Origin of the sequence: Micromonospora sp. NPDC047074 (assembly GCF_040643815.1) — a bacterium.
Taxonomy (GTDB): domain Bacteria; phylum Actinomycetota; class Actinomycetes; order Mycobacteriales; family Micromonosporaceae; genus Micromonospora.
This window is the reverse complement of the sequence record NZ_JBEYVB010000012.1, coordinates 58,679-76,370: the sequence shown is the minus strand read 5'-3', so window position 1 is coordinate 76,370 and position 17,692 is coordinate 58,679. Positions and strand designations below refer to the sequence as shown.

General features: G+C 73.3%; 15 protein-coding genes and 2 tRNA genes. 11 read left to right on the top strand and 6 right to left on the bottom strand.

Annotation, left to right across the window (positions count from 1 at the left end):
- The first annotated feature begins 246 nt into the window (after positions 1-246).
- Together ABZ809_RS17495 and ABZ809_RS17490 are read left to right on the top strand one after the other, a co-directional pair.
- Positions 247-777 carry a M48 family metallopeptidase gene (locus ABZ809_RS17495; RefSeq protein ID WP_357563532.1) on the top strand — a complete coding sequence of 177 codons (531 nt, stop codon included), beginning with the start codon at positions 247-249 and terminating at the stop codon, positions 775-777.
- A 178-nt stretch (positions 778-955) separates the two neighbouring features.
- Complete coding sequence (locus tag ABZ809_RS17490) at positions 956-1,570, top strand: hypothetical protein (protein ID WP_357563531.1); 615 nt, start codon at positions 956-958, stop codon at positions 1,568-1,570.
- 260 nt (positions 1,571-1,830) lie between these two features.
- On the opposite strand, the gene ABZ809_RS17485 is transcribed toward ABZ809_RS17490, so the two are convergent.
- Positions 1,831-3,141, bottom strand: a complete 1,311-nt coding sequence (locus ABZ809_RS17485; RefSeq protein ID WP_357563530.1) for a zinc-dependent metalloprotease — start codon at positions 3,139-3,141, stop codon at positions 1,831-1,833.
- Positions 3,142-3,254: 113 nt separating this feature from the next.
- Here ABZ809_RS17485 and ABZ809_RS17480 point away from each other — a divergent pair, with 113 nt between their 5' ends.
- The 5 genes from ABZ809_RS17480 (at position 3,255) to ABZ809_RS17460 (ending at position 8,490) form a co-directional block, all read left to right on the top strand.
- A complete protein-coding gene (locus tag ABZ809_RS17480) occupies positions 3,255-4,268 on the top strand; it encodes a PDZ domain-containing protein (RefSeq protein ID WP_357563529.1) in 1,014 nt (337 codons plus the stop codon).
- Between the two features lie 150 nt (positions 4,269-4,418).
- Entirely contained in the window at positions 4,419-7,460 is a 3,042-nt protein-coding gene (locus ABZ809_RS17475) for a UPF0182 family protein (protein WP_357563528.1), read from the top strand.
- 259 nt (positions 7,461-7,719) lie between these two features.
- Positions 7,720-7,796: transfer RNA gene (locus ABZ809_RS17470), tRNA-Met, on the top strand.
- A gap of 229 nt (positions 7,797-8,025) precedes the next feature.
- A tRNA-Met gene (locus tag ABZ809_RS17465) sits at positions 8,026-8,102 on the top strand.
- A gap of 139 nt (positions 8,103-8,241) precedes the next feature.
- Positions 8,242-8,490: a hypothetical protein gene (locus ABZ809_RS17460; RefSeq protein WP_357563527.1), complete on the top strand. Its 249-nt coding sequence runs from the start codon at positions 8,242-8,244 to the stop codon at positions 8,488-8,490.
- Positions 8,491-8,603: 113 nt separating this feature from the next.
- Here ABZ809_RS17460 and ABZ809_RS17455 read toward each other — a convergent pair whose 3' ends face one another.
- Positions 8,604-9,923: an extracellular solute-binding protein gene (locus tag ABZ809_RS17455; protein ID WP_357563526.1), complete on the bottom strand. Its 1,320-nt coding sequence runs from the start codon at positions 9,921-9,923 to the stop codon at positions 8,604-8,606.
- Between the two features lie 167 nt (positions 9,924-10,090).
- Here ABZ809_RS17455 and ABZ809_RS17450 point away from each other — a divergent pair, with 167 nt between their 5' ends.
- A complete protein-coding gene (locus ABZ809_RS17450) occupies positions 10,091-10,924 on the top strand; it encodes a phosphoribosylaminoimidazolesuccinocarboxamide synthase (protein WP_357563525.1) in 834 nt (277 codons plus the stop codon).
- 19 nt (positions 10,925-10,943) lie between these two features.
- Here the strand turns inward: ABZ809_RS17450 and glpK are convergent, their stop codons facing one another.
- Positions 10,944-12,428: a glycerol kinase GlpK gene (gene glpK / locus ABZ809_RS17445; RefSeq protein WP_357563524.1), complete on the bottom strand. Its 1,485-nt coding sequence runs from the start codon at positions 12,426-12,428 to the stop codon at positions 10,944-10,946.
- Positions 12,429-12,556: 128 nt separating this feature from the next.
- Between glpK and ABZ809_RS17440 the strand changes: the two genes are divergently transcribed.
- A complete protein-coding gene (locus ABZ809_RS17440; RefSeq protein WP_357563523.1) occupies positions 12,557-13,495 on the top strand; it encodes a ribose-phosphate pyrophosphokinase in 939 nt (312 codons plus the stop codon).
- A 334-nt stretch (positions 13,496-13,829) separates the two neighbouring features.
- On the opposite strand, the gene ABZ809_RS17435 is transcribed toward ABZ809_RS17440, so the two are convergent.
- Positions 13,830-14,297: an ATP-binding protein gene (locus tag ABZ809_RS17435; protein ID WP_357563522.1), complete on the bottom strand. Its 468-nt coding sequence runs from the start codon at positions 14,295-14,297 to the stop codon at positions 13,830-13,832.
- Positions 14,298-14,414: 117 nt separating this feature from the next.
- Between ABZ809_RS17435 and ABZ809_RS17430 the strand changes: the two genes are divergently transcribed.
- Positions 14,415-15,542, top strand: coding sequence for a DUF5931 domain-containing protein (locus ABZ809_RS17430; RefSeq protein WP_357563521.1), 1,128 nt, complete (start codon positions 14,415-14,417; stop codon positions 15,540-15,542).
- The gene (locus tag ABZ809_RS17425; RefSeq protein ID WP_357563520.1) at positions 15,539-16,210 is read left to right on the top strand and encodes a response regulator transcription factor; all 672 of its coding nucleotides are present in this window, start codon (positions 15,539-15,541) and stop codon (positions 16,208-16,210) included. The genes ABZ809_RS17430 and ABZ809_RS17425 overlap by 4 nt, the downstream gene beginning before the upstream one ends.
- 39 nt (positions 16,211-16,249) lie before the next feature.
- Here ABZ809_RS17425 and ABZ809_RS17420 read toward each other — a convergent pair whose 3' ends face one another.
- Positions 16,250-16,822 carry a DUF5709 domain-containing protein gene (locus ABZ809_RS17420; RefSeq protein WP_357563519.1) on the bottom strand — a complete coding sequence of 191 codons (573 nt, stop codon included), beginning with the start codon at positions 16,820-16,822 and terminating at the stop codon, positions 16,250-16,252.
- Positions 16,823-16,925: 103 nt separating this feature from the next.
- Positions 16,926-17,645, bottom strand: a complete 720-nt coding sequence (locus ABZ809_RS17415; RefSeq protein WP_357563518.1) for an ATP-binding protein — start codon at positions 17,643-17,645, stop codon at positions 16,926-16,928.
- Between the last annotated feature and the right edge of the window lie 47 nt (positions 17,646-17,692).

Below are 17,692 nucleotides of genomic sequence, written 5' to 3'. Positions count from 1 at the left end.
GGTGATCATCTACGGTGTGGGTGAGCCCTCGGCGGCCCGGCGGACGCCCACCACCGAGGGTGGCCACCGACCGCCACGAAGGGTGACGGCGGCGAGTTTTCTTGGCCCGGCAAAGATTTTTTCGGGACTCCTGGCGACCAATCACCATTTTCCGGGCGTGTGTCGGGGTGTTGACCCTTGCGGACCCCTGGTCAGTACGCATTAGCTTTCCCTCGTGACAGCATTCCGAGGCTGCGCGGTCCACTGATGGCAGGCGCGCGGAAGCCGGTCGTCGAAGTGCGGCGCAGCCAGCGTCGGCGACGCACGGTGTCCGCGTACCGCGACGGTGAGCGGGTCGTCGTCCTCATCCCGGACCAGTTCTCCCGGGCCGAGGAGAGCGAGTGGGTCGACCGGATGCTCGCCCGGCTCGCCGCCCGGGAGGGGCGCCTCGCCCGCTCCGACGAGGAGCTGTTCGCCCGGGCCACCCGCCTGATCAGGCTCTACCTCGTCGAGTACGGCACGCAGGCCGTGCCGACGAGCGTCCGCTGGGTCAGCAACCAGAACGGCCGGTGGGGGTCCTGCACCCCGGCCGACGGCACGATCCGCATCTCGCACCGCATCCAGGACATGCCCGACTGGGTGATCGACTACGTGCTGCTGCACGAGCTCGCGCACCTCATCGTGCCCAGCCACAACGCCCGGTTCTGGGCGCTCGTGGCGCGCTACCCGAAGTCCGAGCGGGCCCGCGGCTACCTGGAGGGCGTCGCAGCGGCCTCCGGCCCCCCACTGTCGGACTGACCCCTCGTCGACGCCGGCGCCGACGCCGGCGCCGGCAAGATCTTGGTAAGAAATTGCCCCTCCAGGGGCCTGTTCCTACCAAGATCTAAAATCTCGTCCCGCGCGCGCCGCTCGTCGTTCGGCCGGAGAGCCGGACAGGGATCCGGCCGTGGTCGGGGCATCCGGCTAGGGTCGTGGGGTGGCCCGACGTGTGGTGGTGGCGTTGCTCGGACCGGTGACCTGGTCGCCGCCCGGCATCAACCTGGTGGACTGGCGGGCCGCGCTCGCCGAGGACGTGGTGGACCTGCTCGCCACACTGAACGAGGTGGAGACGGCGGTCGCCGTCACCCCGGCCGACCGGCAGCTGGCCGACGCGGTGGTCTGGCCCGGCACAGCCGTGTACGAGGTGCCCGAGGCGACCCCGGCCGGCGTCTTCGCCGCCCTCGCCGCCAGTGGCTACGACCAGGCCGCCGTGATCGCCGGCGACGCGCCCGACGTGCCGGGTCTGACCATCGGCAAGCTGCTCCGCCCCCTCACCACCCGGCCGGTCGCGGTCGCTCCGGTCGAGGGCGGCGGGCCCGGGCTGCTCGGCGTCGCCGTGCGGCTGCCCGTACCGGCGTGGCTGCCGGCGCTGGACCTGGACACCGCCCGGCCAGCGACCGTGCGCGCGGCGGCTCCGCGCCCCGGCGACCTGGTGGTCACCCCGGCCTGGCGGCGCCTGCGCGGGCCCGGCGACCTCGCGTTCCTCGACCCCGCCGTGGAAGGCTGGGAGACCACCCGCGCCCTGCTCTCCGGCACCGCCCTGCCCCGCTGACCGGGCGTGTCCGCCCCGGTGGGGCCTGGCAGGCCCCGGCAGGATCGCCTCGCCTCGCTGACCGGGTCGCCTTGCGCGTCGGCAGGTGCCGTACGACCTCGTCGACCGACCGGGCCGGCGGCGCCGGAGCGGTCGGCGCCGCCGGTCGAGTCGCCGGTGGAACGGCCGGACGAGGAGCCGGCCCACGCGTCGGCAGGGCCGTCCGGCCCCGCTGACCCGCCCGGCCGGAAACAGCCGGGCGGCCTCCGTTTCTCGGATGGTCAGGAGCGGGAGTCGCCGTCCTCGGTGTCGTCGGGGCGCCGCTCCGGCTCGCCCGGGGCCTTCTCCTCCGGGCCGCCCGGCGCGCTGAAGTCGAAGCTCTCCAGGTCGCTGAGATCCCACTCGGACATCGCGAAGGCCACCGGGTCGGCGAAGTCGTCGTCGGAGGGGAGCAGGTCGGGGTGGCCCCACAGGGCGTCGCGACCGGCGATGCCCCGGTGCTCGGTCAGCGCCGCCCAGAGCGCCGCCGCCTCGCGCAGCCGCCGGGGACGCAGCTCCAGGCCGACCAGCGCCGCGAACGTCTGCTCGGCCGGGCCACCGGCGGCCCGGCGCCGGCGGAACGCCTCGCCGAGGCGTACGACGCTGGGCAGTCGGCCGCTCGCCGCGCTGTCCACCACGTGGCACACCCAGCCCTCGACCAGGGCCAGGGCGGTCTCCAGCCGGGCCAGCGACGCCTTCTGCGCCGGGCTGTCCTCCGGGGTGAAGATGCCCTCCAGCGCGATCGCCTGCATCGACTCCGGGTCGGTGGGGTCGACCCGGCCCATCGCCTCCTCGATCGCCTCCTCGATCGCCTCCCGGTTGACCTTGATGCCGGCGGCGTACATCTCCACGGCGCTGAGCACGTGCCCGCGCAGCCACGGCACGTGCTGGAAGAGCCGCTGGTGGGCGGCCTCGCGCAGGGCCACGTAGAGGCGGACCTCGTCCTCGGGCAGCTCCAGGCCCTCGCCGTACGCCCGGATGTTGGCCGGGACCAGCGCGGCCGTGCCGGCCGGGCCGAGCGGCAGCCCGATGTCGCCGGCGGAGAGCACCTCCGCGGCGAGCGAGCCGAGCGCCTGGCCGAGCTGGCCGCCGAACAGTGCGCCGCCGAGGGTGGCGACCATCGACTGCATCGGGCCGAGCTGGGCGCGCGCCTCCGGCGGCACCAGGTCGCCCATCGCGCCGACCATCCGGCTGGCGACCGGGTCGCAGAGCTTGCGCCAGACGTCGAGCGTCTTGTAGATCCACTCGTTGCGGTTCCAGGCCACCGAGGTCTGGATGCCCGAGGGCAGGGCGGAGGCCGGCTCCAGCCACAGGTCGGCGAGCCGCAGCGCCTCCTCCACCGCGTTGCGATCGAACGGCGACACCGCCGGGTCGCCCGCGGCGGCGAGCTGACTGGCCGCCACCTGCCGGGCCAGGTCCCAGTTGACCGGCCCGCTGCCCGACGCGGAGAGCAGGTGCTGCAACTGCGACATGAACTGCTGCATCTGCGCGGGATCGTTGGGGTCTGGTGGTTGCCCACCCGGGAGCGCGAAACCGAACGGAATATCAGGCACGACGTCTACGGTACGCGCGCCGCGCCCCAGGTCGCCGCCGCTGGCGTTGCGCTGAGGGCGAAGTCGCGATTCGCCCGCCGGGCGCCCGCACCCCGGTCGGTACGCTCTGCCGCATGAGACGTCGCGGCGTGACCGTCCTGCTCGGTGCTCTGCTCACCGCTCTGCTCAGCATCGGCGTGCTCGGCGCGCCCATCCCGTACGTGGTGCTCGGCCCCGGGCCGACCGTCGACACGCTGGGCAAGGAGGACGGCAAGGAGGTCATCCAGATCACCGGCCGGGAGACGTCCACCTCCGCAGGGCAGCTCCGGCTGACCACGGTCGGCGTGCAGCCCACGGTGAAACTGCGCTCGGCGATCCAGGGCTGGTTCTCCGACGACGAGGCGGTGGTGCCGCGCGAGCTGGTGTACCCGCCCGGGGAGAGCCGCGAGGAGGTCGAGGAGCGCAACGCGGAGGACTTCAAGGTCTCGCAGACCAGCGCGGAGACCGCGGCGCTGAGCGAACTGGGCTACCCGGTGCGGGTGGTGGTCAAGACCGTCGCCGCCGACGGACCGGCGGCCGACGTGCTCAAGCCCGGCGACGTGCTGACCTCGGTCGACGGGCAGCCGGTGCCGTTCGCCGGCCGGCTCACCGAGCTGATCCGGGCGAAGCCCGCCGGCACCGCCCTGGAGATCGGCTACACCCGGGGCGAGACGGCCGCCACCGCACGGGTCACCAGCCGGGAGCAGGACGGCCGGCCCCGGATCGGGGTGGAGATCGAGCAGCAGCAGCCGCACCCGTTCACCCTCGACATCGACCTGGAGGACATCGGCGGGCCGAGCGCCGGCCTGATGTTCGCCCTCGGCATCGTGGACAAGCTGACCCCGGCGGACCTCACCGGCGGGAAGATCATCGCGGGCACCGGCACGATCGACGACTCCGGCCGGGTCGGCCCCATCGGCGGCATCGCCCAGAAGCTGGTGGGCGCGAAGGAGGCCGGCGCCGTGGCGTTCCTGGTGCCGGCGGACAACTGCGCCGAGGCCGTCCGCAATCCGCAGCCGGGGCTGCCGCTGCTGCGGGTCGGCTCGCTCGACGAGGCGCTGACCGCGCTGGAGACCCTGCGCGCGGGGGGCCAGCCGACCCGCTGCTGACCGCCGCCGCCCCGGGCCCGGCCATCGACGTCCGGCCCGGTCGGTGGGCCTGCCGTACTCGCCGTGTGACCTTGGACCGACACGTTCAGGAACACCCCGTACTCTGGGTGCCTGGTCGGAGCCGATCACATCGAGCGTGCGGAGCCAACAGTGGTCATGCGTAGCAGCAGCCCCCTGCCGAGGATGAGCCGACGCGGACGCGTCACGATCGGTGTCCTGGTCGGGGTGTTCGTGCTCTTCACCCTGCTCGGCTGGGGTGTCCAGGCGTGGACGGACTGGCTGTGGTTCGACGAGGTCCGCTACACCGGGGTCTTCACCGGAGTGCTGACCACCCGGCTGCTGCTGTTCCTCGCCGTCGGCCTGGCCATGGCGCTGATCGTCGGCGGAAACCTCTGGCTGGCGCAGAAGCTGCGTCCCCGCCTGCGCCCGCACTCGCCGGAACAGGCCACCCTGGAGCGTTACCGGATGCTGCTGAGCCCCCGGCTCGGCCTGTGGATCGCGCTGGTCGCCGCCGTGGTCGGCCTCTTCGCCGGGCTGTCGGCGCAGAGCCGGTGGAACCAGTGGCTGCTCTTCCGCAACGGCGGGAGCTTCGGCGTGGACGACCCGGAGTTCGGCATCGACGTCGGCTTCTACGTCTTCCAACTGCCGTTCCTGCGCTACCTGCTCGGGGTGGGCTTCACCGCGGTGGTGCTCTCCGTGATCGGTGCCCTCGCCGTGCACTACATCTTCGGCGGGGTCCGGCTCCAGGGCGTCGGCGACCGGATGACCACCGCCGCCCGGGCCCACCTGAGCACGCTCGTCGCGGTCTTCGTCCTGCTGAAGGCGATCGCGTACGTGCTGGACCGGCGGGCGATGCTGCTGGAGTACGGCGAGGGCCCCGTCTACGGTGCCGGCTACGCCGACGTCAACGCGTTGCTGCCGGCCAAGGAGATCCTCGCCTACATCTCCATCGTGGTGGCGATCGCGATCATCGTCTTCTCCAACGCCTGGATGCGGAACCTGGTCTGGCCGGGCATCTCGCTCGCCCTGCTGGGCGTCTCCGCCGTCGCCATCGGCGGCATCTATCCCTGGGCGGTGCAGACCTTCGAGGTCAAGCCCAGCGCGAAGGAGAAGGAGGCGCCGTTCATCGAGCGCAGCATCAAGGCCACCCGGGCGGCGTTCGGGCTGGAGGCGGCCACCACCACGCCGTACGCGGCGAGCAACCTGATCCCGCCGGCGAGCCTGGCCACGGACACCTCCGTGGTGCCGAACATCCGGCTGCTCGACCCGCAGCTGGTCTCCGAGACGTACACCCAGCGCCAGCAGGTCCGGCAGTTCTACGACTTCGGCGAGAAGCTGGACGTCGACCGGTACGGGGTCAACGGCAAGGTGCAGGACTACGTGGTCGGCCTCCGCGAGATCAACTACCGGCAGCTGACCCCCCAGCAGAACACCTGGATCAACCGGCACACGGTCTACACCCACGGCTACGGGCTGGTGGCGGCGCCCGGCAACCGGGTGGTCTGCGGTGGCCAGCCCTTCTTCGTCTCCGGTTTCCTCGGCGACCCGCAGGAGCAGCAGCGGGAGCAGGGCCAGCAGGCGACCGAGCAGTGCGCCGCACAGACCGAGCAGATCTCGGCGAAGCAGCCCCGGATCTACTACGGCGAGCGGATGGACGCCAGCGACTACGCGATCGTCGGCCAGACCGACCCGGAGCGGAAGGCGGAGTTCGACCGCCCGGTCGGCGAGGGCGGCGAGTCCTACACCTACACCGGCGAGGGGGGCGTCGAGGTCGGCTCGTTCACCCGCCGGCTGCTCTACGCGATCAAGGAGCAGGAGTCGAACTTCCTGCTCTCCGACGCGGTCAACGACAACTCCAAGGTGCTCTACGTGCGTAACCCGCGCGACCGGGTGGAGAAGGTCGCCCCGTTCCTCACCCTCGACGGCGACCCGTACCCGGCGGTGGTGGACGGCCGGATCCAGTGGATCATCGACGGCTACACCACGGCGGCGACCTACCCGTACGCGGAACGGATCAACCTCCAGGAGCAGACGGCCGACGAGCTGACCGGGCGGGGCACCTTCCAGCTCGCCCGGGAGAACGTCAACTACATCCGCAACTCCGTCAAGGCCACCGTCGACGCGTACGACGGCACGGTCCGGCTCTACGAGTTCGACGAGGCCGATCCGGTGCTCAAGGCGTGGAACAAGGCGTTCGGCGGTGACCTGGTGGTGCCGAAGGCCGAGATCCCGGCGGAGCTCGCCGAGCACTTCCGCTACCCGGCCGACCTGTTCAAGGTGCAGCGCAACCTGCTGACCCGGTTCCACGTGACGAACCCCGGCGACTTCTACTCGGCGACCGACTTCTGGCAGGTGCCGAACGTGCCGGACGCCCCCGACACCGACCAGAAGCAGCCGCCGTACTACCTGTTCACGCAGCTTCCGGGCCAGGACTCGGCACGCTTCCAGCTGACCTCGGCGGTCACCCCGAACGGCCGGGAGAACCTCGCCGCGCTGATCTCCGGGTCGTACGTGGACGGGCAACCGAGGCTCGAGGTGCTCGACCTGCCCGACCAGACGCGGGTTTCCGGCCCGGTGCAGGTGCACCAGTCGATGACCCAGAACGCCAACATCCGGCAGCAGCTCAACCTGCTCCAGTCCCAGCAGGCCCAGGTGCAGTACGGCAACCTGCTCTCCCTGCCGTTCGGCAACGGCATGCTCTACGTCGAGCCGGTCTACGTGAAGACCGCCGCGCAGAACGCGCCGCCGCTGTTGCAGCGGGTGCTGATGTCCTACGGCGACGGCGGCTCGTACGTGGTGCTGGCCAACAGCGTCTCCGACGGCATCAAGCAGCTCGTCGAGCAGGGCAAGCAGGCCGCCGCCCCGGGCACGCCGCCGCCCGGGGGCACCCCGCCGGGAGGCACCCCGCCGGGCGGCACGGCGCCTCCGTTGACCGGCGCGCTGTCCGAGGCGGCGGACCGCGTGCAGGCCGCAATCACGGAGGTCCGGGCCGCGCAGACGTCCGGCGACTTCGAGCGGTACGGGCGTGCGTTGAAGGCGCTGGACGAGGCGCTCACCGCCTTCCAGCAGGCCCAGCAGGCGGCCGGCGCCCCGGCCCCCGGTGCCAGCACGCCGGCGTCCCCGGCTCCCGGCGGTAGCGCCCCGGCGTCCCCGGCACCCAGCGGTGGCGCCACCCCGACACCGGGCGGCTGACCCGCACCACCGTCGACAGCGCCCCCGGCCCACGGACCGTCCCGGTCCCGACGCCGGGGGCGCTGTCGCGTTTCACGGCGCCCGGACGGCATCCGTGATCCACCGGGCCGTGCCGCCGTCCTTTGTGCGGACAGGTGGGAACAACCCGGAAAGAGCACGGTCGGCGGCGGCCGTCGACGCGATCGAGGGCCGCCCGGCCGGCCCGGGGCCGGGTCGTTTTGCGGCGACGGGGGTCGGTGGGATACGGTGTACGAACCGACGCGGGGTGGAGCAGCTCGGTAGCTCGCTGGGCTCATAACCCAGAGGTCGCAGGTTCAAATCCTGTCCCCGCTACCACACGGAAGGCCCCCGAGGACACGTCCTCGGGGGCCTTCCGCTTTTCCAGGCCGCAGTTCTCGCCAGGCTGCCGGTTGTCCGGCCGCGTGCCCTGCGGGGGATGAGGCGACCGCGGCGGGTCCGGCGCGCCGTGTCGATGCGGGTTTGCGCTGGTCGTGCGGGGTGTCGCAGTGGGATCGGGGGTCCACTGATCATCGTGGCCCGGGATGCGATAGGCTATGTGAGCCGACGCGGGGTGGAGCAGCTCGGTAGCTCGCTGGGCTCATAACCCAGAGGTCGCAGGTTCAAATCCTGTCCCCGCTACCACACGAAACACCCCGGAGATCATCTCCGGGGTGTTTCGCGTTACCGGTCCCCGGGCGGACCGCCGGGCAGTCGCCCGGAAACCCCAGCGTTCCCCGCCGACCGGCGTGCCGTGGTTGCGCTTGTCGGCGAGGATGTGGGCATGTCTTCCTTCAACAGGTGGTGGGGCCGGCTGACCACGGTCCTCGGTGCGGCCGTGCTGTCGGTGTTCGTACCCGTCGCGGCCTGGGCGTCAACCGGCACGGGTGAGCTGGTGGTGGAGGCCGCGCGGCGGCGGCGCGGCGGGGGCTTCGGCTTCCTCGGCCTGCTCTGCTGCCTGGTCGTGGTCGCCGTGATCGTCTTCCTGCTGCTGCGGATGATGCGCAACCGCCGCGGCGGCCCACCGCGCTGATCCGGCCCACCGCACTGATCCGGCCCACCGCGCGGATCCGGCCCACCGTCGCGCCGGCAACCACCGGCCCGGCGGCGTGACCCACACTCGGGGGCACCGCCGTGCGGCGCGTGCTACCCGGCCAGCGCGGCGTTCGCCTGGGCCATGAAGCGGGACGTGGCGGCCCGGGGGCCGGCCGTTCCCCTGCGGATGCTCTCGGCGGCCTCCCTCAGCAGCACCCGCACCCGGGGGTGTCCCTGCGGCGGCGGGCCGGGTGCCGGCCCCAGCCGGTCGGCCAGTGCGACCCCGAGGGCTGCCGCACGTCGCTGGGCAGGATCGGTGATGCTGGCGTCGACGTAGCTGCGCACCGCCAGGCTGGGGCTCAGCCCGCGTTCGTGACCGAGCGCGGTCCCCGCCTCGCCGTTGCCGGTCAGGAAGTTGATCACGTCGGCCACCACGGCGGGGTGCCGGGTGCCCCGGAAGGCCGCCCAGTACATCGACGCTCGGTGCCACTGCGCCTCCGGCGGCCCCGGCAGGGCGGCCAGTCCGAGATCGGCGCGGGTGAGCCGCTGTAGCTCCGGGAACTGGTGCGACCAGGCGAACGAGGCGGCCGTGGCACCGGTGACCACGAGCTGTCGGGCCGGTTCGTCGCCGTCGGCCCGCTTGATCAGGGCGGCGCTCGGGGTGGCCCGGCCGGACCGGGCACGCCGCCACAGCTCGAACCACTCGATCAGCACGTCGGCGTCGAAACCGAGCTGACGCCCCTGGTAGAGCTCGCCGCCCTGACCGCGCAGCCAGAGCCAGAACGCCCGGGCGTCACCGGACGCGTCCATCGTGCCCGCCACCCGGCCCTCGCCGGCCCGGGTCACCCGCTGCGCCCAGGCGATGTACTCCGCCCAGGACATCCCCGTGGTCGGCTCGGGCACCCGCAGCCGGCGCAGCAGCGTGCGGTCGTAGACCACGGCGGCGGCGGTCTGTGCCGCGGCGACGCCGACGGTGCGCCCGTCGACCTGCCCGTACCGGACCAGGCCCGAAGGCAGGGTGCGCAGGTCCAGGCGATGATCGGCGACGTACCCGCCGAGGTCCAGGACGATCTCGCGCCGGGCGTACTCGGTGAGCATGCTGTCGTCGAGCTGGATCAGGTCGGGCACGTTGCCGCCCGCGGCCTGGGTGGCCAGCCGGCCGTAGTAGCCGTCGGCACCCTGCCAGGTGACCCGGAAGCCGACGCGGGGATTGCGGTCGGTGTAGAGCCGCAGCACCCGTTCGGTCAGCTCGGCCCGCTTCGCGCCGCCGTACCAGAAGACCGACAGCTCGACCGGCTCGGTCTCCACCGGGGCCGTCCGGTCCTCGGTACACCCGGCCGCGAGCACCGGTGCCCCCAGCAGCGCGGCGAGCACCCGGCGCCGGCCCGGGTCCGCTCCGGCGCGCAGCAGCGGAAATCGGGCAGCGGGCACGGAAGCTCTCCAGGTGGACCGGTGGGCGGACGGCCGGATCATTCACGCAGGCGGCGCGGGAGGGTGTCAACGTACGTCCGGCCACACCACCGTGCCCCAGGCGTACGCATCGATGCGCGGAGCCACCGACGGACGCCGTGCGCGGCCCCCATGGTGTACTAGGGCGCGTGGAGCTTCTGCACTCGGGCAAGGTACGGGACGTCTACGCCGACGGCGACGACCTGATCCTGGTCGCCTCCGACCGCATCTCGATCTACGACGTGGTGCTGCCGACGCCGATCCCCGACAAGGGCAAGTTGCTCACCGCCCTCTCGCTGTGGTGGTTCGAGCAGCTCGCCGACCTGGTGCCGAACCACGTCATCTCCGCCACCGACGTGCCGGCGGAGTTCGCCGGCCGGGCCATCCGCTGCCGGCGGCTGGAGATGGTGCCCGTGGAGTGCGTCGCCCGGGGCTACCTGACCGGCGGCGGCCTCAAGGAGTACCAGGGCACCGGCGCGGTCTCCGGCGTGGAGCTGCCGCGTGGCCTGGTCGAGGCGTCCATCCTGCCCGAGCCGATCTTCACCCCGTCGACCAAGGCGCCGGTGGGGGAGCACGACGAGCCGATCACCTTCGCCGAGGTGGTGGACAAGGTCGGCGCCGAGACCGCCGAACGGCTGCGCCGGATCACCATCGACGTCTACCGGCGGGGCGCGGAGCTGGCCGCCGACCGGGGGATCCTGGTCGCCGACACCAAGATCGAGCTGGGCTGGGCGCCGGACGGCACCCTGACCGTCGGCGACGAGCTGCTGACCTCCGACTCGTCCCGGTTCTGGCCGGCGGAGTCGTACCAGCCGGGCCGGGCGCAGTTCTCCTACGACAAGCAGTACGTCCGGGACTGGGCGGTGGCGAGCGGCTGGGACAAGCAGGCCCCGGCGCCCGAGGTGCCGGCCGAGGTGGTCGAGGCCACCCGGGCCCGCTACGTCGACGTCTACGAGAAGCTCACCGGCAACCGCTGGGACTGATTTCCGGACCGGTGCGGCGTCAGTCGACCCAGTCGAGGGTGCGCTGGACCGCCTTGCGCCAGTTGCGCAGTTCCCGCTCCCGATGCGCCGGGTCCATCGTCGACTCCCACTGCGCGTCGGAGCGCCACTTGGCCCGCAGCGTCGCCAGGTCCGGCCAGAAGCCGACCGCCAGGCCGGCCGCGTACGCGGCGCCGAGGCAGGTGGTCTCGGTGATCCGGGACCGGACCACCGGCACGTCGAGCACGTCGGCGAGGAACTGCATCAGCAGCCCGTTGCCGGTCATTCCGCCGTCGACCCGCAGCCGGCGCAGCGCCACGTCGGAGTCGGCGTTCATCGCGTCGACCACCTCGCGGGTCTGCCAGGCTGACGCCTCCAGGGCCGCCCGGGCCAGGTGCCCCTTGGTGATGTAGCCGGTCAGCCCGGCGATCACCCCCCGCGCGTCGCTGCGCCAGTACGGAGCGAACAGGCCGGAGAAGGCCGGCACGACGTAGCAGCCGCCGTTGTCGTCGACGGTGCGGGCCAGCTCCTCCACCTCGGGAGCCGTGGAGATCAACCCGAGGTTGTCCCGCAGCCACTGCACCAGCGAACCGGTGACCGCGATCGCCCCCTCCAGCGCGTACGCGGCCGGCTGGCCGTGGATGCGGTAGGCGACCGTGGTGAGCAGGCCGTGGGTGGAGGAAACCGGGCTGGCGCCGGTGTTGAGCAGCAGGAAACTGCCGGTGCCGTAGGTGCACTTGGCCTCGCCCGGCTGGAAGCAGGTCTGCCCGAACAGGGCGGCCTGCTGGTCGCCGAGCGCACTGGCGACCGGCACTCCGGCCAGCACCCCGGTGGCCTCCCCGTAGACCTCGGCGGAGCTGCGGATCTCCGGCAGCATCGCCGCCGGCACGCCCATCGCGTCGAGCAGCTCCGGATCCCAGTCCAGGGTGGTCAGGTCCATCAGCAGGGTGCGGCTGGCGTTGGTCACGTCGGTCACGTGCCGCCCGGTCAGCTTCCAGATCAGCCAGCTGTCCATGGTGCCGAAGAGCACCTCGCCTGCCTCGGCGCGCCCGCGCAGCCCGTCGACGTGGTCCAGCAGCCAGCGCAGCTTCGGCCCGGCGAAGTAGGTGGCCAGCGGCAGCCCGGTGCGGGTACGGAACAGCTCCTCGCCGTACGCCCGCTCCAGCTCGCCCAGCAGCGGGCCGGTGCGGGTGTCCTGCCAGACGACGGCGTTGGCGACCGGCCGGCCGGTCGCCCGGTCCCAGACGAGCGTGGTCTCCCGCTGGTTGGTGATGCCGACGGCGGCGAGCCCGGCGGCGTCGGTGTCGGCGGCCCGCAGCGCCTCCCGGACGACCAGCTCCACGTTCGCCCAGATCTCCTCGGCGTCGTGCTCCACCCAGCCCGGCCGGGGGAAGATCTGCCGATGCTCCCGCTGCGCCACGGAGACGATCTCCCCGGCCCGGTCGAAGACGATGCACCGCGAGGAGGTGGTGCCCTGGTCGATGGCGGCGACGTACTGGGGGGTCACGGCAGCACCGTACCCGGACCGGCCGGGTTCCGCCGTCCGGCGCGGCCCCGATGCCGCCCGGGTCGGGTCGGACGCGGACCTGGCCCGGCGCGGAACTGGTCCGGATCCCCTCCGTACGATGTGCAGACGTGCGTGACATCGCCGTGTTCAGTGGAACCGCCCACCCGGAACTCGCCGCCGAGATCTGCGCCCACCTCGGTGTGCCGCTTTATCCGGTGCGGGTGTCCCGGTTCGCCAACGACTGTCTGGAAGTGCAGTTGCAGGCCAACTGCCGGGAGCGGGACGTCTTCCTGATCCAGCCGCTGGTGCCGCCCGTCCAGGAGAACCTGGTCGAGCTGCTGCTCATGCTCGACGCCGCCCGGGGCGCCTCGGCCGGCCGGATCACCGTGGTGCTGCCGCACTACGCGTACGCCCGGTCGGACAAGAAGGACGCGCCGCGCATCTCGATCGGCGGGCGCCTCGTCGCCGACCTGCTCACCTCGGCGGGCGCGGACCGGGTGCTGGCGATGACCCTGCACTCGCCCCAGGTGCACGGCTTCTTCGACGTGCCGGTCGACCACCTGCACGCGCTGCGCGAACTGGCCGACCACTTCACCCGCTACGACCTGAGCAACACGGTGGTGGTCTCGCCCGACCTGGGCAACGCCAAGGAGGCGGCGGCGTTCGCCCGGCGGCTCGGCACCCCGGTGGCCGCCGGGGCGAAACAGCGGTTCAGCGACGACCGGGTCAAGATCAGCGCGGTGATCGGCGACGTCGCCGACCGGGACGTCATCGTGCTGGACGACGAGATCGCCAAGGGCAGCACGGTGATCGAGTTGATGGAGCACCTGCGCGAGCTGAAGGTCCGTTCGATCCGGCTGGCCTGCACGCATGGCCTCTTCTCCAGCGGCGCTTTGCAGCGGCTCAGCGAGCAGGAGGGCGTACTGGAGATCGTCTGCACCAACACGGTGCCGATTCCCGCCGACAAGCGCGTACCGAAACTGGAGGTCCTCTCCGTCGCGCCGGCCCTGGCCGAAGCGATGCGCCGCATCCACAACGGCGAATCGGTCAGCGCCCTCTTCGCCTGACCCCACCCCGCGATCCCCCGCCCGCCCCGCCCCCCGCCGCGATCTTGCAGTTCCTGCCCCGACGAACCGCCTATATCGCTCATAAGGCGGGCCGAAGTGCAAGATCGGCGCGCGGCTCCAGCGGCCCCGCCTTGCGGCCCCGCGATCTTGCAGTTCCTGCCCCGACTATTGACTCATATCGCCCGTAAGGCGGGCCGAAAGTGCAAGATCGGCGCGACGCGGCGCGGGGCGGGGCGACGCGACGCGGGGCGGGGCGGGGGCGTGGAGGCCGCAGGGTTGCCCTGGGGCCGTGGCGCCTGGCGCGGTGTGGGCCGTAAGGCAGCCGGACCGGGGGTTAGTCGTGGGGGTGGCGGGCGGTGGGTCTGGGGGTGGTGACGGCGGTGCTGATCCGGACGGTGGTGCCGCCCTCGCCGGTGTCGACGGCCATGCTGTCGCTCAGCTCCCGGGCCAGCCAGAGGCCCCATCCGCCGGCGGTGTCCGCGGCGGGCCGGCTCCGGTCGTCGAGCCGCTGCGTGCTGATCCCGTGCCCGTGGTCGGAGACCTCGCAGAACAGGTGCTCCGACTGCCGCCACAGCCGTAGCCAGCCCTGGCCGCCGCCGTGCCGGACCGCGTTGGTGATCAGCTCGTTGACGGCCAGCACGAAGTCGTCCAGGCGCTGCCCGCCCAGCCCCGCCGCATGCGCGCAGGAGGTGACCGAGTGGCGAAGCTCGGTCACCTGAGCCTGGTTGAAGGCTTCGGCGATGAGAAGGGAAGGTTCGATGGGCACAACCGTACGCTGTGCGTCAGGTTGCGCATTCGTCATGGCCCCGTCCCGACAGCGGATCTCGGAGTTTTCGCGGCATTTCCACCGTACGTCAGGGTTCTCCTGCGCGCACACGCCACTCCGCCGGCCGCGCCCGGCTGTGGCATCGTGACGGGCGTGCCGACGCCGCCCGGTGGTTTCGAGGTCCCGCTCTGGCGGGCCATCGCCGTGTTCCGGGTGGCCTCGCTGGCGTACGTCTGCGTGCTGGCGATCCGGGACGCCGACCGGTACGCGCATCCGCTCGCGGCCGGCGGTCTGGTCCTGCTGATGGTGGCCTGGACCGGCGTGACGACAGTCGGCTACGCCAGCCCGGCCCGGCGGGGGTGGCCGCTGCTCCTGGCGGACCTGGCGGTCGTCCTCGGCATTCTGCTGGCCACCCCGTGGGCGATCGGGCCGGCGGCGCTCGCCGCCGGTGTGCCCACCCTGACGGTGGCCTGGGTGGGCGGGCCCGTGCTGGCCTGGGCGGTCTCCGGCGGCCGGCGGCGGGGCACCGTCGCGGCCCTGGTCCTCGGCGCGGCCGACCTCGCCACCCGCGAGCGGATCGGCCACTCGTCGTTCACCGGGGCGATCCTGCTGCTGCTCGCCGGGGTCGTGGTCGGGCACGTCGCCCGGCTCGCCGTGACCGCCGAGGAACGGCTGCACCGGGCGGTGGAACTGGAGGCCGCCACCCGCGAGCGGGAGCGGCTGGCCCGCGACATCCACGACTCGGTGCTCCAGGTGCTCGCGCTGGTGCAGCGGCGCGGGGCCCACCTGGACGGCGAGGCGGGGGAGCTGGCCCGGCTCGCCGGGGAGCAGGAGGCCGCGCTGCGCGCCCTGATCGCCGGCACCGCGCCGGTCGGGGCCGGTGCCGACGGCGGGCCGGTCGATCTGCGTGGGCTGCTCGGCCGGTACGCCTCGGCGACGGTCTCGCTGTCCGCGCCGGCGACCCCGGTGCCGCTGCCCGGGCGGGTCGCCCACGAACTGGCTGCCGCGACCGTCGCCGCCCTGGACAACGTGGCCCGGCACGCGGGCGGACGGGCCTGGGTGCTGGTGGAGGACGAGGGGACGACGGTGACCGTGTCGGTCCGTGACGAGGGGCCGGGCTTTCCCGACGGCCGGCTGGAGGAGGCCGCCGCCGAGGGCCGCCTCGGCGTGGCCCGGTCCATTCGGGGCCGCCTCGCCGACCTCGGCGGGACGGTACGGATCACCTCCGCGCCGGGCGCCGGCACCGAGCTGGAACTGACCGTCCCGAGGGAGGCGTCATGACGGTGCGGATCATGGTGGTGGACGACCACCCGATGTGGCGGGAGGGCGTGGCCCGTGACCTCGCCGAGGCCGGGCACGTCGTCGTCGCCACCAGCGGCGAGGGGCGGCAGGCCCTCCGCGTCGCCGCCGCCACCCGACCCGACGTGGTGGTGCTCGACCTGCAACTGCCGGACGTCTCCGGGGTGGAGGTGATCCGGGGGCTGCGCGCCGTGCTGCCGGACGTGCGGGTGCTGATGCTCTCGGCCAGCGGCGAGCAGCAGAGCGTGCTGGACGCGGTGAAGGCGGGCGCCACCGGCTACCTGGTCAAGTCGGCCGCCCCGGCGGAGTTCCTGGAGGCGGTGCGCCGGACGGCGGCCGGGGAGCCGGTCTTCACGCCCGGGCTGGCGGGGCTGGTCCTCGGCGAGTACCGCCGGCTCGCGGCCGTCCCGCCCGGTGCCGCCCCGGGCGCGGACCGGGACGCCCCCGGCGCCGCGCCCCGGCTCACCGAACGGGAGACCGAGGTGTTGCGCCTGGTGGCCAAGGGGCTGTCCTACAAGCAGATCGCCACGCGGCTCGGGCTGTCCCACCGGACCGTGCAGAACCACGTGCAGAACACGCTCGGCAAGCTCCAGCTGCACAACCGGGTCGAGCTGGCCCGGTACGCGATCGAGCAGGGCCTGGACGACTAGGGGCGGGGTCGGCAGGCGGGCGGACGAGCGCGGGCCGGCTCAGACCGAGTGCGGCGGGCGCGTCTCGTGGATGGCCAGCTCCTCGGCGCTCGCGCCGCCGCCGGCCGAACCGGCGTCGTACGCCACGGAGTCGGTCTCCTGGTCGGTGTGCGTACCCTCGTCCGGTTCGACGAGCCGGCCGACCTGGCCGTCGGCGGCGCCGCCCAGCCTGCCGTGGTCGTAGATGGAGACCGGCGAGGCCGGGTCGGAGGTGGGGCCGGGCTCGATCACGTCCGCGTCGAGCTGGGCCTGTGCCGCGGCCTCCTCGCTGTCGGCCTCGGCGGCGATGTCCGGGTCGACGGGGCCGGCCAGCGGGTCGTCGACGGGGCGTTCGTACTGTTCCCGGTCGAGCTTGTAGTCCAGCGACTCGCCGTCGAGCTGCTCCTCGGCGGTGGTCCCGTACCGGTCGACCGCGACCGGCGTCCGGTCGCCCGGCAACTGGGCCGGCTCCGGGCCGTCCGCCTCGCGCCCCGTCAGGACGTCGTCGTTGGCGCTCGAGTCGTCGTCGGCGGTGTCGGGCAGGCCCTCCGCCTCGGGGTCGGACACGGGGGTCGGGTACTCGTTGTCGCGCATGGCTGATCACTACCCACTGCCCTCCCGGCATAACCGGTGCCGCCCGCGACATCCGGCGCAAGGGAGACCTCCGGGGACGGAAGGGGCGCATCGGGGCGGCGGATCAGCCGGCGTTCCCGTCGGCGACGCGCAGCACGCACCAGACGACCTTGCCGTCCGGCACCCGGCTGCACCCCCAGTCGCTGGTGACGGTGTCGATCAGCAGCAGACCGCGCCCGCCGACGGTGTCCGGCGCGGCCTGGCCGGCGAACGCCGGCTGCCGGGACGAGTGGTCGCGTACCGCCAGGTGCAGGGCGTCGTCCCGGGGCGCCAGGCGGACCGTCATCGCGGTCTGCGCGTGGGCGACCACGTTGTTCACCATCTCGGTGACCGCGATGCAGCCCGACTCGGCCACCTCCGCCAGGCCCCAGCGTCCGCAGCCCTCGGTCACGAGCTGGCGGGCCCGCCGGGCGGCCTCGACGACGGGCGCGAGATCGGCGTGCAGCACCGCGGCCGACGGCGCGGCGGCCAGCCCGGCCAGCGCCGCGGCCAGGGTCGGCCAGGCCGGCACCCCCTCGACGGCGCCGACCGGGTCGCAGAGCAGCAGGTCGGCGGCCGGCCAGTCACGTACCTCCCGGCGTACCTCGGCGAAGACGTCACCGGCCGCCGGTTCACTCACCAGCAGACCGGTGAGGTCGACCACCACCGCCCCGGGCCGGTCGCAGAGCCGGGCGAGCAGGCCGTCGCGGACCACGTCGGCATTGGCCCGGTCGAGTACGCCGGTCACCCGGACCACCCCGGACGCCTCGTCCGCCTCCACCCGGCAGCGCAAGTCGCCCGGCACGGTCGTCTCGTCGCGGACCCGCGGCCCGGGCCCCGCACCTGACCGGT

Excerpts from the sequence above, each read along its gene's own strand:
- ABZ809_RS17495 (WP_357563532.1), top strand. The coding sequence starts at position 247 with ATGGCAGGCGCGCGGAAGCCGGTCGTCGAAGTGCGGCGCAGCCAGCGT.
- ABZ809_RS17480 (WP_357563529.1), top strand. The coding sequence starts at position 3,255 with ATGAGACGTCGCGGCGTGACCGTCCTGCTCGGTGCTCTGCTCACCGCT.
- ABZ809_RS17460 (WP_357563527.1), top strand. The coding sequence starts at position 8,242 with ATGTCTTCCTTCAACAGGTGGTGGGGCCGGCTGACCACGGTCCTCGGT.
- ABZ809_RS17435 (WP_357563522.1), bottom strand. The coding sequence starts at position 14,297 with ATGACGAATGCGCAACCTGACGCACAGCGTACGGTTGTGCCCATCGAA.
- ABZ809_RS17425 (WP_357563520.1), top strand. The coding sequence starts at position 15,539 with ATGACGGTGCGGATCATGGTGGTGGACGACCACCCGATGTGGCGGGAG.
- ABZ809_RS17420 (WP_357563519.1), bottom strand. The coding sequence starts at position 16,822 with ATGCGCGACAACGAGTACCCGACCCCCGTGTCCGACCCCGAGGCGGAG.